15 protein-coding genes are annotated in these 13,861 nt (G+C 66.3%); 10 read left to right on the top strand and 5 right to left on the bottom strand.

Annotated features, from left to right (window positions below; genetic code table 11):
- The first annotated feature begins 7 nt into the window (after positions 1-7).
- Positions 8-943 carry a DUF4928 family protein gene (locus tag HEQ16_05775; protein MCO4053555.1) on the top strand — a complete coding sequence of 312 codons (936 nt, stop codon included), beginning with the start codon at positions 8-10 and terminating at the stop codon, positions 941-943.
- Positions 930-1,367: a DNA mismatch endonuclease Vsr gene (gene vsr, locus HEQ16_05770; protein ID MCO4053554.1), complete on the top strand. Its 438-nt coding sequence runs from the start codon at positions 930-932 to the stop codon at positions 1,365-1,367. Before HEQ16_05775 ends, vsr begins: the two co-directional genes overlap by 14 nt.
- Here the strand turns inward: vsr and lepA are convergent.
- Positions 1,342-3,144 (bottom strand): elongation factor 4, encoded by a 1,803-nt coding sequence (gene lepA, locus HEQ16_05765; protein MCO4053553.1) that lies wholly within the window; start codon positions 3,142-3,144, stop codon positions 1,342-1,344. The genes vsr and lepA overlap by 26 nt on opposite strands.
- Positions 3,145-3,268: 124 nt before the next feature.
- Here lepA and HEQ16_05760 point away from each other — a divergent pair, with 124 nt between their 5' ends.
- Positions 3,269-3,844 carry a helix-turn-helix domain-containing protein gene (locus HEQ16_05760; protein MCO4053552.1) on the top strand — a complete coding sequence of 192 codons (576 nt, stop codon included), beginning with the start codon at positions 3,269-3,271 and terminating at the stop codon, positions 3,842-3,844.
- A gap of 156 nt (positions 3,845-4,000) precedes the next feature.
- On the opposite strand, the gene HEQ16_05755 is transcribed toward HEQ16_05760, so the two are convergent.
- Positions 4,001-5,067 (bottom strand): IS630 family transposase gene (locus HEQ16_05755; protein MCO4053551.1). Its coding sequence is split into 2 segments (ribosomal slippage): positions 4,001-4,581 and positions 4,581-5,067, totalling 1,068 coding nucleotides; the frame shifts between segments, so codons are not numbered across the junction.
- Between the two features lie 463 nt (positions 5,068-5,530).
- Here HEQ16_05755 and HEQ16_05750 point away from each other — a divergent pair.
- From HEQ16_05750 to mmsB, 7 genes are all read left to right on the top strand, one after another.
- Positions 5,531-6,025: a GNAT family N-acetyltransferase gene (locus HEQ16_05750; GenBank protein ID MCO4053550.1), complete on the top strand. Its 495-nt coding sequence runs from the start codon at positions 5,531-5,533 to the stop codon at positions 6,023-6,025.
- Between the two features lie 216 nt (positions 6,026-6,241).
- Positions 6,242-7,084, top strand: a complete 843-nt coding sequence (locus tag HEQ16_05745) for an EamA family transporter (protein ID MCO4053549.1) — start codon at positions 6,242-6,244, stop codon at positions 7,082-7,084.
- A 47-nt stretch (positions 7,085-7,131) separates the two neighbouring features.
- On the top strand, positions 7,132-8,073 hold the full coding sequence (gene prmB, locus HEQ16_05740) for a 50S ribosomal protein L3 N(5)-glutamine methyltransferase (protein ID MCO4053548.1): 942 nt from the start codon (positions 7,132-7,134) through the stop codon (positions 8,071-8,073).
- Between the two features lie 98 nt (positions 8,074-8,171).
- Positions 8,172-8,495: a hypothetical protein gene (locus HEQ16_05735; protein ID MCO4053547.1), complete on the top strand. Its 324-nt coding sequence runs from the start codon at positions 8,172-8,174 to the stop codon at positions 8,493-8,495.
- A 129-nt stretch (positions 8,496-8,624) separates the two neighbouring features.
- Positions 8,625-9,779 carry an acyl-CoA dehydrogenase gene (locus tag HEQ16_05730; GenBank protein ID MCO4053546.1) on the top strand — a complete coding sequence of 385 codons (1,155 nt, stop codon included), beginning with the start codon at positions 8,625-8,627 and terminating at the stop codon, positions 9,777-9,779.
- A gap of 16 nt (positions 9,780-9,795) precedes the next feature.
- Entirely contained in the window at positions 9,796-10,158 is a 363-nt protein-coding gene (locus HEQ16_05725) for a DUF5367 family protein (GenBank protein ID MCO4053545.1), read from the top strand.
- A 21-nt stretch (positions 10,159-10,179) separates the two neighbouring features.
- On the top strand, positions 10,180-11,058 hold the full coding sequence (gene mmsB / locus HEQ16_05720; protein MCO4053544.1) for a 3-hydroxyisobutyrate dehydrogenase: 879 nt from the start codon (positions 10,180-10,182) through the stop codon (positions 11,056-11,058).
- Positions 11,059-11,067: 9 nt separating this feature from the next.
- Here mmsB and HEQ16_05715 read toward each other — a convergent pair whose 3' ends face one another.
- From HEQ16_05715 to HEQ16_05705, 3 genes are read right to left on the bottom strand one after another with little or no spacing between them, the layout of a single operon-like run.
- A complete protein-coding gene (locus HEQ16_05715) occupies positions 11,068-11,292 on the bottom strand; it encodes a DUF2783 domain-containing protein (GenBank protein MCO4053543.1) in 225 nt (74 codons plus the stop codon).
- Complete coding sequence (locus tag HEQ16_05710) at positions 11,289-12,902, bottom strand: FAD-dependent oxidoreductase (GenBank protein MCO4053542.1); 1,614 nt, start codon at positions 12,900-12,902, stop codon at positions 11,289-11,291. Before HEQ16_05710 ends, HEQ16_05715 begins: the two co-directional genes overlap by 4 nt.
- Before the next feature lie 4 nt (positions 12,903-12,906).
- Complete coding sequence (locus HEQ16_05705) at positions 12,907-13,860, bottom strand: MBL fold metallo-hydrolase (GenBank protein MCO4053541.1); 954 nt, start codon at positions 13,858-13,860, stop codon at positions 12,907-12,909.
- Position 13,861: the final 1 nt, after the last annotated feature.

Genomic DNA, 13,861 nt, shown 5'->3' with positions numbered 1-13,861 from the left:
ACCACAGATGCAGGACGCGCTTCGCAGGTTCGCCATAAGCGCGCAATTTCGCGGCAAGGGCCCTCTTTCAGTCGCGCTTGTCATCACAGACCAAGCTAAACTGCTTGGGTTGCCACTCGATCCTGACGCTCTGCTTACCCAAGGAGGTGGGCAGGTTCTGGAGCTTGGTAAGGCGCGGGTCCAATCCATATTGGCGCGAAACGGTGAAACCCGCGTGCTTTCGGAAGAGGCTGGACGCACGTCCCGCGGCTCGATCGCCAAGATGAGGGCTTATGTGGCCTTCTTGAATCAGATGCATCAGCTTTCATCCCCGCTCGACCTTGCCTTGGTAGAAGCGTTCTGGGTGGAACAAGTCCGCGATTTCTTTAGGGGAAAACCCTTTGCGCTTGCTTTCGACGAAAGCTCGAGCCTTCGGAGTGTCGTCGCCAAACTGCTGGATCAAGCCCTAAAGCGGCAAAAGGAATCGCCAGGAACGACCTTCATGGGAACGATGATGCAGCATCTTGTGGGCGCGAAACTTGAGGTGCTGCTTGGACCGGGCGTCGCAACCCATGAAAGCGCCTCGGCTAGCGACGAGTCCACGCAACGATCAGGCGATTTTGAGGTTGGCGACGTGGCGATTCATGTCACGGCCAATCCCGGCGAAGCGCTTATGCGGAAATGCCGGTCAAATCTGGAGCGCGGTCTGAAGCCATTGATTGTCACAACGAGACGGGGGGCAGCGCTGGCTGACCTCAATGCCGAGCAGTTTGGACTTGGCGCGCAGCTTGATGTCTTTGAAATTGAGCAGTGGCTCGCGTCCAACGTGATGGAATGGTCCGAATTCGGTGCCCGTTCCCGAAGGCTGCAAGTCAGTGAATTAGTCATGGCTTACAACAAGATTGTCGACAAAGTTGAGAGCGATCCGTCGTTAAGGATCGAACCTTCCAGTGGTCGAGGCTGACACCAGCCGCTCTGCCATAATGCGCGCCATCAAGGGGCGCGACACCAAGCCAGAGCTTCGCGTCCGCTCGATGCTGCACCGATTGGGCTATCGGTTCCGGCTCCATCGCCGCGATCTTCCCGGCTCGCCCGACCTCGCGCTGCCATCGCGCAGAATCGCGATCTTCGTTCACGGCTGCTTCTGGCACCTGCATGGCTGCCCACGAAGCCTCAGGCAGCCCAAGGCTAACGCAGACTATTGGAGCAAAAAGCTCGCGCGCAACGCGGAGCGGGATGCGGCGAACATTGTCGAGCTCCGGCGGCTAGGCTGGCGCCCCCTCGTCATCTGGGAGTGCGGACTCAAGGACGAGCCTGCGCTGATCGAGACGCTAAAGGCAGAGCTCGGCCCGCCCGGCCCGATCAATCCATCTTCAGGGCGGCGATGAAGGCTTCCTGGGGGATGTCGACCTTGCCGAACTGGCGCATCTTCTTCTTGCCCTCCTTCTGCTTCTCCAGAAGCTTGCGCTTTCTGGTGATGTCGCCGCCATAGCATTTGGCGGTGACGTCCTTGCGCAGGGCGCGGATGGTCTCGCGGGCGATGATCTTGCCGCCGATGGCGGCCTGGATCGGGATCTGGAACATGTGCTGCGGGATGAGCTCGCGCAGCTTCTCGCACATCACGCGGCCGCGGGCGTCGGCGCGTGTGCGGTGCACCAGCATGGAGAGCGCATCCACCGGCTCGGCGTTGACGAGGATCGACATCTTCACGAGGTCGCCCTCGCGATAATCGGTGATCGCGTAATCGAAGGAGGCGTAGCCCTTCGACACCGATTTCAGGCGGTCATAGAAATCGAACACAACCTCGTTGAGAGGCAGATCATAGACCACCTTGGCGCGGGAGCCGACATAGCCCAGATCGATCTGGATGCCGCGGCGGTCCTGGCAGAGCTTGAGCACCGAGCCGAGATATTCGTCCGGCGTCAGGATCGTGGCGCGGATCCAGGGCTCCTCGATGGCCTCGATCTTCATCACATCCGGCATGTCGGCCGGGTTGTGCAGCTCGATCACGTCGCCATCGGTCTGCAGGATGCGGTAGACCACGGATGGCGCGGTTGCGATCAGGTCGAGGTTGAACTCGCGGCTGAGGCGCTCCTGCACAATCTCGAGGTGGAGCAGGCCGAGGAAGCCGCAGCGGAAGCCGAAGCCCAGCGCGGCGCTGGTTTCCATCTCGTAGGAGAAGCTCGCATCGTTGAGGCGCAGCTTGCCGAGCGCGCCGCGCAGCTCGTCGAACTCCGCCGCATCCACGGGGAAGAGCCCGCAGAACACCACGGGCTGCACCGGCTTGAAGCCCGGCAGCGGCTCGGCGCAGGGCTTGCGATCATCGGTGATGGTGTCGCCCACGCGGGTGTCCGCCACCTCCTTGATCGAGGCGGTGATGACGCCGACCTCGCCGGGGCCGAGGCTTTCGACCGTGACCAGCTTGGGCGTGAGGTAGCCGACGCGCTCGACATCATAGACGGCGCCGGCGCGCATCATCTTGACGCGCTGGCCCTTCTTCAGCGTGCCGTCGATGATGCGCACGAGGACGACGACGCCGAGATAGTTGTCATACCAGCTGTCCACCAGCATGGCCTTCAGCGTCGCGTCCGGGTCGCCCTTTGGCGCGGGCAGGCGGGTGACGATCGCTTCCAGCACCGCCTCGATGTTGAGGCCGGTCTTGGCAGAGATGGGCACGGCATTGGAGGCATCGAGGCCGATGACCTCCTCGATCTGCTCCTTGACGCGCTCGGGCTCGGCGGCCGGCAGATCGACCTTGTTGAGGACGGGCACGATCTCGTGGTTGGCATCGAGCGCCTGATAGACGTTGGCGAGGGTCTGGGCCTCGACGCCCTGGCTGGCGTCCACAACCAGCAGCGAACCCTCGCAGGCCGCGAGGCTGCGCGAGACCTCATAGGCGAAGTCGACGTGGCCGGGCGTGTCCATGAGGTTCAGGATGTAGACCTTGCCGTCCTGCGCCTTGTAGTGGAGGCGCACGGTCTGGGCCTTGATGGTGATGCCGCGCTCGCGCTCGATATCCATCGAGTCGAGGACCTGCTCCGTCATCTCGCGGGCGCTTAGCCCGCCGGTGAGCTGGATCAGCCGGTCGGCCAGCGTGGACTTGCCGTGGTCGATATGGGCCACGATCGAGAAATTGCGGATGTTGTCGATGGATTGCGTCGTCATGCGTGCGCAGATAGCAGCGCAGGCCCGTTCCGTCGAGGGCCGCTGGTCGTCGCCCGGATGCTGCGGACGCAGCCTCGGCGCGCAATGATCTTGACAGATACGATTGTGGAATTATTCTACTATCATGGAACATTTGACAAAGGCCGCGCTCGCCGGGCGCATCCGCTCGGAGCGCCGCGACAAGGGCTGGACGCTTGAGCGGTTTGCGGAAGCCTCCGGTGTCAGCCGGGCCATGATCTCGAAGATCGAGCGCGGCGAGGTGAGCCCAACCGCCGCCATCCTGGCCCGGCTTGCGGCGGGCCTCGGCACCAGCCTGGCCTCGCTGTTCTCCGTGCAGCCCAGTGCGGACGCCCGCACCGCTCCCGCGCTGCACCGCTGGGAGAGCCAGCAGGACTGGACCGACCCTGAATCGGGCTATGTGCGCCGCAACGTCTCGCCTCCCGGCTCGGCGGCAGATGTCGTCTACGTGACGTTTCCGGCGGGCGCGCGCGTCACCTTCGACAACGACAAGCCTTCCGACGGCCTCGAACAGCAGGTCTGGATCCTCGAAGGCGCGATGGAGCTGACCATTGGCGGCAATACCACAAGCCTTTCGGTCGGCGACAGCCTGCGCATGAGGCTGGACGAACCGCTGGTGTTCCACAACCCGGGCGAAGCCGATGCGCGCTATGTCGTCGTGCTGGCGCGCAGGAGCGATTGAAGCCCCCAGAGCAGGCGCCGAGACAGCATGACAGTCCCCGCACCCTACAGCATCCGCCGGATTGAGGCGGCCGAGGCGTCGGCCCGGGCCGATGAGCTCGCCGCCGTTTTGCTCGACTGCGTCTATGGCGGCGCGTCCGTCTCATACTAACGGCCCTTATAACTGACCTGTTTGCGCCCAGTGGCGCATCCCGATTGATGTGATGACGTCGGGCCTTTCGGTGAGCCTGTTCCAGGCCTCGCAGGCTGCATTGATGATGTCGGCGTATGTCTCGAAGACGCGGTTCGAGAGGTAGTTGGCACGCAGATACTGCCAGATATTCTCCACGGGGTTCAGTTCCGGCGCGCGCGAGGGCAGCAGGATCGGCGTGATGTTCTTCGGCCAGTTCAGGTCGCCGGTGATGTGCCATCCGGCTCGATCCAGCAGCAGCACGGCATGAGCGCCTTTGGCGACGTGCAGGGATATCTCGTCGATATGCAGTTGCATCATGTCGGTGTCAGCATGGGGCAAAGCGAGGGCCGCGCCCACGCCTCTTTCGGGGCAGATGGCACCGAAGAGATAGGCGTTCTCATAGCGTTGGTCGGCAGGCTGGGTAGGTCTTGTGCCGCGCCTCGCCCATTGCCGGACGAGCCCGTTCTTCTGGCCGATGCGGGCCTCATCCTGAAACCAGATCTCGATCTTCGTCTTGCGCGTCACGCCCTTGATGTGCGCCGCGAGCGTGTTGGGCCAGTTTTTTTAAAAGCCGCGATGACCTCGCCATCTTGCCCGGGATGCCGTGGCCGGGCGCTGATGTGCGAGAAGCCCAGGTGCTTCAGCAGCTTGCCGATGCTGCGCTGGTGATACGCGATCTTGAACTTGTCCGCGATGACACGTTGCAGGTCGATCCGCCGCCAGCGCACCACGCCGTCTACAGCGCGGTTGGGGCCGGTCTCGACGATCTCGGACAGCTCCACCAGTTGCGCCTGCGACAGACGTCTTGGGTTCCCCCGGCGACGGTTGTCCTTCAACCCGGCAGGGCCTTGCTCATTAAACCGATGCGCCCAGTCCCGTAGCGTCTGGCGGTCCATGCCGCCGATCTTGGCGGCCTCCGCCCGGCTCATCCCGTCCAGCGCCGCAGCGATGGACAGCAATCGTCGACTTTGGTTCGCATCCTTGCCCGATGCCGCCAGGCGGCGCAGCTCGGCGGGAGTATGGCTCGGCTTGATCTCGACAACCTTCGGCATGGCGTGGGTCCTCCACGCACTTTGAATCACGCCGCAGTCAGTTTGGGAACCCTCGGTGAGTCAGGTCAAAGGGCCTTTGGTATCATTCATGGCGGACATGACAAGGGGCGAGGCGCTCGCCTTCTGGGCCAAGGTGGCCGATGGCGTCGGGCGTGGGGAGCGCCTGCTCTTCGTCGCGGAGTCCGAGGGGCGGATTCTCGGCACCGTGCAGGTCGTGGCCGCAGGCCTGCCGAACCAGCCGCACCGCGCCGACATCGCCAAGATGCTGGTGCGCCGCGATGGCCGTTGCCGCGGCATCGGCGCCGCGCTTCTGGCTGCGGCCGAGGCAGCCGCGCACGAGGCCGGCTTCTGGCTTCTCGTGCTCGACACCGTGGAGAATGGCGAAGGCGACCGGCTCTATTCGCGCGGCGGCTGGAGACGGGTGGGGCTCATCCCCAACTTCGCGCTCTGGCCAGATGGCCGCCTGTGCGGCACTGTCTATTTCTACAAGGACCTCAGGGCGCAAGGACCTGTCACGGTGGCGCGCGAACCGCCCGACCAGCCGGAGGTGCGGGCCTTCCTCGAAGCCTCCGATGCCTCATCCGCCGCGCTCTATCCCGCCGAGAGCAACCACATGCTCGACATGGCGGCGCTGCTGGCGCCTTCGGTGCGCTTCTTGGTCGCACGGCGCGGGCGCGAGGCGCTTGGCTGCGGCGCGGTCGTGCTGACGGAGGACCAGGGCGAGCTGAAGCGCTTCTTCGTGACGCCGCAGGCGCGCGGCCAACGCGTTGGCGACGCGCTCGTGGCGGCCGCCGAGGCGCAGGCACGCCAGGCTGGCGCGAAGGTGCTCAGGCTCGAGACGGGCATCTATTCCGCAGCCGCGCTGGCGCTTTACCGGAGCAACGGCTTTCGACCCATCGAAGCCTTCGAACCCTATGCGCCGGACCCGCTCAGCGTCTTCATGGAAAAACGGCTGTGAAGGCCGCGCCTGCCGCGCATGACGGCCCCTACCGTGATGCGCTAGGGCACGGGCGCGGGACAACCTACAAACCTGGGGCCTGCACACCTGGGGCCTGCATACCTGGGGCCTGCACACCTGGGGCCTGCACACCTGGGGCCTGCACACCTGGGGCCTGCACACCTGGGGCCTGCACACCTGGGGCTTGCCGGACTTCCGCCTGATGTCGCTTCGCCCGTGATCGAGACCATTCCCTTCATCGCCATCCTGGCGAGCGCGCTGCTGCACGCTATCTGGAACGCGATCGCGCGCTCGCAGCGCAACCCCGGCGACATCATGGCCTGCGCGGTGATGATGTCGGGCCTTGTCTCCCTGCCCTTTCTGCCGCTGACGGGCCTGCCTTCATCCCAGGCGATGCCATGGCTACTGTTCGGCGTGGCGATCAACAGCATCGGCATCCGCGCGGCGATGGCCGCTTATGAGCGCACCAGCTTCGGTCTTGCCTACCCCATCATGCGGGCCGGCATCCCGCTGATGGCGCTGCCCATCGCGGTGGTGATGTTCGACGAGTGGCCGAGCCCCGGCGGCGGCGCAGGCGTGCTGCTGATCTGCGCGGCGCTGCTGATGCTGGCGCTTGTGGCGCGGCGGGCCGGCAAGGCGGAATTGTCGGGGGTGGGCTTCGCGATGTTCGCCAGCCTGTGCGGGGCGGGCTATGTCGCGGCGGATGCGATGGGCGTCAGGCTCAGCAGCAACATCTGGAGCTATGCGCTGGGCGTAGCGGTCGGCAACGGGCTGATGCTCGCCTTGATCGTGCGGATCGAAGGGCGCAATCCGGCGCGTCTGCTCAGCCAGAACGGCAAGGTCGCGCTGCTGATCGCGGTGATCTCCACCTCGAGCTTCATGATCTATGTCTGGGCGCTCAAGATCACGCCGGTGGCTCCGGCCGCCGCGCTGCGCGAGACCTCCGTGCTCTTCGCCACGGGGATCGCGGCCTTCATCATGAAGGAGCGCATCACGCCGCTGCACTGGTGCGCGGCTGTCGTCGCGCTCGCCGGGATCGTCGCCATCCGCATGCTCTGATGCGCGCGCCGCTTGCCTTGCCGCACGTCGTGTGGGATCGCTCCGGCATGACAGACGCCCTCGCCCAATCACCCAGCCCTCCCTCGGCTGCCGATGAACTGTTCACCTTGCGCGACCTGCTGCGCTATGCGGTGAGCCGGTTCCGAGAGGCAGAACTTGTCCACGCCCATGGCGCGACCACCGCCATCGACGAGGCGGCCTATCTCATCCTCGAGACGCTGCACCTGCCGGTGGACCAGATCGAGCCCTTCATCGACGCAAGGCTGACCCGCACGGAGCGCGAGATGCTGATCGGGCTCGTCGAAAAACGCATCAAAACCCGCAAGCCGGCGGCTTACCTGACAGGGCGCACCTACATCCAGGGCGTGCCGTTCAGGGTCGACGAGCGCGTGATCGTGCCGCGTTCCTATATCGGCGAAATGCTCTTCTCGAACCTGTTCGGCGGCGAAGGCTTCACGCTGATCGAGGATGTGCACGGTGTGGCGCGCGTGCTCGACCTTTGCACTGGCTCGGGCTGCCTCGCCATCCTGGCCGCGCACATCTTCCCCAACGCCATGATCGACGCAGTCGAGCTGTCGCCGGATGCGATGGCTGTGGCCAGGCTGAATGTCGCCGAGAGCGGCTTTGCCGACCGAATCACACTGTTCGAGGGCGATCTTTTCGCGCCGCTGGGCGACAGGCGCTACGATCTCATCATCACCAACCCGCCCTATGTCGACGCCCGGACCATGGCGGAGCTGCCGCCGGAGTTCCGCGCCGAGCCGGCCATGGCGCTGGCCGGCGGGGAGGACGGGCTCGACATCGTGCGCCGCATCCTCAAGGAGGCCGGGCGGCATCTGACCCCCGGCGGCGGCCTGATCTGCGAAATCGGGACCGACCGCGAGATCCTGGACGAGGAGTTCGCGACCGTCGATTTCCTCTGGCTGGACAGCGCCGAAAGCAGCGGCGAAGTGTTCTGGGTTATGGCCGATCAGATCGCGGATCTCTGAACGGCGGCCATCCACGCAATTGTTCCATGCTCTTTTCATGCTGCAACGCACAATAAAATACCTTGACGGCAGGGTCGTTTGGCAGCCTACTCGTGCGCATGAACAAGGATCTCATGCTGGCCCCGGTGGTCATGGCGCAACGTGTGCCGCTTCTGTGGCTCGAACTGTTCGGCATCAGGACCGGACCGCGCGAAAGCGAGCGGATGGTTCAGGAAAAGATGGCTGCCGTCGCCGAGGGCGCCATCGCCATGCAAGTCGAGATGCAGCGCCTCTGGTGGCAGTCCTCCCTGGCGATGTGGCAAGGGGCGAGGCCGCCCGGCCTGATGCAGAGTGGATCGCGGCTCGCCCATGCCGCGCTGAAGCCAGCTGCGAGGCGGGTCAAATCGAATGTGCGGCGCCTTTCGGGGCAGAAGTCGCGCTGACGCCACGGGCTGGCGGATGGTGCGCCGCCATGCAGCCCAGCGCCCACGCATTGTGCGCAATCACCACGAGCCTTATGCCCCCGCAGCGCGCTAGAGTGCCCGTGTGACAGTCCGCACCAAGGCCGCCGCATGAGCCTCTTCGCCCTCACCGAAGACCAGACCGCCATTCGCGAGATGGCCCGCGCCTTCGCGGCCGACAAGCTGGCGCCGGATGCCGTGCGCTGGGACAGGGAGAAGCATTTCCCCGTCGCGGAGATGCGCGAGGCCGCGGCGCTCGGCATGGCCGGGGTCTACATCGCCGAGGATGTCGGCGGGTCGGGACTGTCACGGCTCGACGCGGCCCTCATCTTCGAGGCGCTGGCGGGAGGCTGCCCTACCATCTCGGCCTACATGTCGATCCACAACATGGCCGGCTGGATGATCGATGCCTATGGCTCCGGGGAACAGCGCCGGCGCTTCCTGCCCAGGCTGTGCGCCATGGATCACCTCGCCAGCTACTGTCTCACCGAGCCGGGCGCAGGCTCGGATGCGGCTGCGCTGACGACGCGCGCGTCACGCGAGGGCGACCATTACCGGGTCACGGGCCAGAAGCAGTTCATCTCCGGCGCCGGCGTTTCCGATATCTACGTCACCATGGTCCGCACCGGCGAGGAGGGCCCTGGCGGCATCTCGACCCTGGTGATCGAGAAGGACACGCCGGGGCTGAGCTTCGGGGCCGAGGAAATGAAGATGGGCTGGAACGCACAGCCCACGCGCGCGGTCATCTTCGAGGACGCCCGCGTGCCGGTCGCCAACCGGCTCGGGCCGGAGGGCATAGGCTTCAAGATCGCCATGGCGGGGCTTGACGGCGGGCGGCTCAACATCGGCGCCTGCTCGCTCGGCGGCGCGCAGGCCGCGCTCGATCGTTCGCTGGCCTACATGGCCGAGCGCAAGGCCTTCGGCAGCCGGCTCGACCGGTTCCAGGCGCTCCAGTTCAAGCTGGCCGACATGGCAACCGAGCTGGAAGCGGCACGCAGCCTGCTATGGCGCGCTGCTGCCGCACTCGACGCCAAAGACCCCGAGGCCACGCGGCTATGCGCCATGGCCAAGCGCGTGGCCACCGATGCGGGCTTCGCGGTCGCCAATGACGCGCTGCAACTGCATGGCGGCTATGGCTATCTCGCTGAATACGGCATCGAGAAGATCGTGCGCGACCTGCGCGTGCACCAGATCCTCGAAGGCACGAACGAGATCATGCGCATGATCGTGGCACGCGGCCTGGTTGGCCGCGGCAACAGGGGCTGAGATGCGGCAGGCTGGCATGACGCTGCTGATCGGCCTCGCGCTGGCGCTCGGCATCGCCGCGTTGTTCAGGCTCGCTGGTCCGGCCTTCTTCTTCGAGGGGCGCGCCGCAGCGAACGCTCATGCGCTCATCGGGGCCGTGGCAGGTGGCGCGCTCGGCTTCGCCCTTGCGCGGCTGTGCGGAGGTCTTCGCGGCGTGCTGCTCGCGGCCGTGCCGGGGCTGCTCGTCATGGCTGCCATGACATCGCATTTCGGCCTTGCCTTTCCCAACCTGCCGCCGGCCCTCGACAAAGGCTTTGGCGGCCTCATGCTGTGGTTCTATGGCTTCTGGATGATCGGCGGGCTGACAGGGGCGCGGATGAACGCCACAGGCCGCGCCTGACGGCTTATCGGGGAGGACAACATGACACGCATTGCCTTCATCGGCCTCGGCAACATGGGCGGGCCCATGGCTGCCAACCTCGCCAGATCGGGGCATGAGGTCATCGGCTTCGATCTCGCGCAGGCCTCCTGCGAGGAGGCGAAGGCGCAGGGCGTCGCGATCGCTGGCGCCGCGACCGATGCGGTTCGCGACGCCGACGCCGTGGTGACGATGCTGCCCGCTGGCCGGCATGTGCGGAGCGTCTGGGCCGAGATCGCTCCGGCCATGAAGCGGGACGCGCTGCTGATCGATTCCTCCACCATCGATGTCGACAGCGCCCGCGCAGTCCATGCACTCGCCGGCGAAGCGGGGCTGATGTCGATCGATGCGCCCGTCTCCGGCGGGACAGGCGGGGCGAAGGCCGCGACGCTGACCTTCATGGTGGGCGGGACAGACGCCGCCTTCGGCGCGGCGCGGCCGCTGCTGGAGGCGATGGGCAAGCGCATCGTGCACTGCGGCGGGCCGGGCGCGGGCCAGGCCGCAAAGATCTGCAACAACATGATCCTCGGCATCTCCATGATCGCCGTGAGCGAGGGCTTCGCGCTGGCGGAGAAGCTCGGGCTGTCGCATCAGGCGCTGTTCGATGTCGCATCCACCTCCTCGGGCCAATGCTGGTCGCTGACCACCTATTGCCCTGTGCCAGGGCCGGTCCCGACATCGCCGGCCAATCACGGCTACAAGCCAGGCTTCGCCGCCGATTTGATGCTCAAGGATCTGAACCTGTCGCAGGAAGCCGCCGCAGCCTCGGGTGCGGCGACGCCGCTCGGCGCGCAGGCTGCCGCGCTTTACGCCGCCTTTGCGGCCGATGGCCATGGTGGGGTCGATTTCTCCGGCATCATCGCGATGCTGCGCCAGCGCTGAAGCGTGGCGTCACGCCGGTTCTGATGGCTCGTGGCGCGTCAGGCTGGCCCGTGCGAGCGCCAGCGCGTCGTTCAGCGCATCAGGATCGCCGATCTGGTTGGCGAGGATGAGCACGAGCGCCGCGTTCAGCGCGGCGCTGTCCGCATCGCTCAGGCCGCGATGGGCGAGGATGATGGCGCAGTAAGCGGCATCGGGATCGGTGAAGCGGGCTTCGGGGGCGATACGTCCGGTCATGATCCTGTCGCCTTGTGCAAAGCCGCCGTGATGGCCGCCGCATCCGGCGCGCGGAAGCGGGCCGCGACGTGCCCGTCGGGCCGAATGAGATAGGCCGCCGGGGCGGCGGCATCATAGCGCCGCGCGACAAGGCCCTCCGCGTCGCGCCAGCAGCCTGCGCCATCCCCCACCCTCAAGACGGACAGGCTTTCGGGCAGGCCTTCGGGCAGGCCCGCTGGCGCTTCGCAGCCCTGCACAAGAAGCGTGAAGCCGCGCCCCAAGGCCTTGAGCAGATGCGTGGGCGTGCCGTCCGGAGTCGTGAGCGGCGCATCGGGAGCGGGCGCGCCCGGGGCGGGCCCGCCAGCCCATGCGTCGCGGTCCGGCGTCGAGAGCGGGCTTGCGCTGTAGGCTGTTGGCAAGGAGAGCCGGCCCGAATTGACAAAGCGCCGGGCGAAGGGCTGGGTGCGCGCCAGCGCCAGCGCCGCATCGCGGAACAGATGCTCGGCGCGGGTGCGCGGCGCGATGAAGTCAGTGGCGCGGGTGGAATTGAGGATGTTCTCGTCCGCCGCCTCGGAGCGCTCGGCATCATAGCTTTCGATGAGGGTTTCCGGCGCGCCGGACAGCATGGCGGCCAGCTTCCAGCCGAGATTGTCCGCATCCTGCACGCCGGAATTGGCCCCGCGCGCGCCGAACGGCGAGACCTGATGGGCGGCGTCGCCGGCGAAGACGACGCGACCGTGGACGAAACGCTCCAGCCGGCGGCACTGGAAGCGATAGACCGAGACCCATTCGAGATCGAACTGATCATGGCCGAGCATGCGCGCGATGCGGGGGCGGACGCGCTCGGGCCGCCGCTCCAGCTCGGCATCGGCCTCCGGCGAGAGTTGCAGGTCGATGCGCCAGATGTCGTCGGGCTGCTTGTGCAGCAGACAGGAACGCCCGGGATGGAAGGGCGGATCGAACCAGAACCAGCGCTCCACGGGAAAGGCTGCGGTCATCTTCACATCCGCGATCAGGAACTGATCGTCGAATTGCTGCCCCTCGAAATCAAGGCCCATCATGGCCCGCAGCGGCGAGCGCGACCCGTCGCAGGCCACCAGCCAGTCGGCATCGAGGCCGTAGGACCCATCGGGCGTCTCGACCTGAAGCCTCGCCCCCTGCCCCATGGGCGTGAGGCCCGAGACGCGGTTCAGCCAGCGCAGATCGACCCCCAGCGCCAGCGCGCGGTCGATTAGCAGCTTCTCGACATGAAATTGCTGCAGGTTGATGAAGGCCGGCATGGCATGGCCCGGCTCGGGCAACAGGTCGAACTGGTAGAGCAGATCCTCACCCTGGAAGACCTTGCCGATGCGCCAGCGCACGCCCTTCTCCAGCATGGGAGCGGCGACGCCCAGCCCATCGAAAATCTCCAGCGTGCGCTTGGCGAAGCAGATGGCGCGGGAGCCGTCGCCGATGCGGTCGGAATCATCGAGCAGAACCACCTTGACGCCGCGCTCCGCCAGATCGATCGCCAGCGTCAGCCCCACAGGACCAGCGCCCGCAATGATGACGGGGTGCCGCGCGGGCGTGTCGCGACGCTGATCGGGGTGGAGGCGATAGGCGAACTGCGCGAAGGGGACCGGCGCGTTCATGGCCTCACGCCTGCAGCGCCTTCCACATCGCCACGTCGCGCTCATCGGTCCAGATGCGCGGCCAGGCGATGCCGCGCGCCTCATCCCAGGCGCGGCTGACGTTGAAGGGCAGGCAATGCTCGTAGATCGCGTAGCTGCCGAAGGGGCCATCCATCGCCTTGCGCACCTCGGTGGCCGTTTCCTTCAGGGACAGGCCCCGCGCCACGCTGCGCTGGGCCACGCCAAACAGCGCGGTCAGGAAATCACTGGTGCCATCCATCGCGGCCCGGACCTTCTCGGGCCCGACAAGCGCATCGCCCCGGCCGGGCATGAGGGCCTGAGGGCGCAGGGCGCGCAGCCGCTCGATGGTTGCAGGCCATTCGCCAAGGAAGGCATCGCCGCAATAGCAGGCCGAGCGATACTCCACGAGGTCGCCCGAGAACAGCACGCCGGCATCGGGCACCCAGGCGATCGTGTCTCCGGCCGTATGGCCGCGCCCGGGATGGCTGATCTCGACACGGCGCTTGCCGAGCCACAGGGTCAGCGCGCCCTCGAAGGTGAGGGTCGGCCAGGTGAGGCCCGGAATGCTCTCCTTGCCGCGAAAAAGACGCGGGAAGCGCCCGATCTCCGAGGCCATGTCCTCGGCGCCGCGCTCCACGATCAGGCGGCGGGTGTTCTCGTGGGCGATGATTTCGGAGGCGCCATAGGCGGATGCGCCGAGCACGCGCACGGCGTGGTAATGGCTCAGGAGCACATACTTGACCGGCTTGTCGGTGACGGCCCGGACCCGCGCGATCACATCCGCCGCCATGAGCGGCGTGGCCTGCGCGTCGATGACCATGCAGCTGTCGTCGCCGATGATGATGCCCGTGTTGGGGTCGCCCTCCGCCGTATAGGCATGAAGCCCCTCACCCAGCGTCGTGAAGCTGACGGTCTTGTCGCTGAGATCAGTGTGCGAGGCAAAGGCGGGGCCGGCCATG

Source organism: Bosea sp. (in: a-proteobacteria), from assembly GCA_023910605.1.
Classification (GTDB): Bacteria; Pseudomonadota; Alphaproteobacteria; order Rhizobiales; family Beijerinckiaceae; genus Allobosea.
This window is presented reverse-complemented; position numbering and strand designations above follow the sequence as displayed.

Coding starts and splice junctions, on each gene's coding strand:
- prmB (MCO4053548.1), top strand. CDS start 7,132: ATGACAGACGCCCTCGCCCAATCACCCAGCCCTCCCTCGGCTGCCGAT.
- HEQ16_05710 (MCO4053542.1), bottom strand. CDS start 12,902: ATGAACGCGCCGGTCCCCTTCGCGCAGTTCGCCTATCGCCTCCACCCC.
- HEQ16_05725 (MCO4053545.1), top strand. CDS start 9,796: ATGACGCTGCTGATCGGCCTCGCGCTGGCGCTCGGCATCGCCGCGTTG.
- HEQ16_05705 (MCO4053541.1), bottom strand. CDS start 13,860: ATGGCCGGCCCCGCCTTTGCCTCGCACACTGATCTCAGCGACAAGACC.
- HEQ16_05760 (MCO4053552.1), top strand. CDS start 3,269: ATGGAACATTTGACAAAGGCCGCGCTCGCCGGGCGCATCCGCTCGGAG.
- mmsB (MCO4053544.1), top strand. CDS start 10,180: ATGACACGCATTGCCTTCATCGGCCTCGGCAACATGGGCGGGCCCATG.
- HEQ16_05715 (MCO4053543.1), bottom strand. CDS start 11,292: ATGACCGGACGTATCGCCCCCGAAGCCCGCTTCACCGATCCCGATGCC.
- HEQ16_05775 (MCO4053555.1), top strand. CDS start 8: ATGCAGGACGCGCTTCGCAGGTTCGCCATAAGCGCGCAATTTCGCGGC.
- lepA (MCO4053553.1), bottom strand. CDS start 3,144: ATGACGACGCAATCCATCGACAACATCCGCAATTTCTCGATCGTGGCC.
- HEQ16_05730 (MCO4053546.1), top strand. CDS start 8,625: ATGAGCCTCTTCGCCCTCACCGAAGACCAGACCGCCATTCGCGAGATG.
- HEQ16_05735 (MCO4053547.1), top strand. CDS start 8,172: ATGAACAAGGATCTCATGCTGGCCCCGGTGGTCATGGCGCAACGTGTG.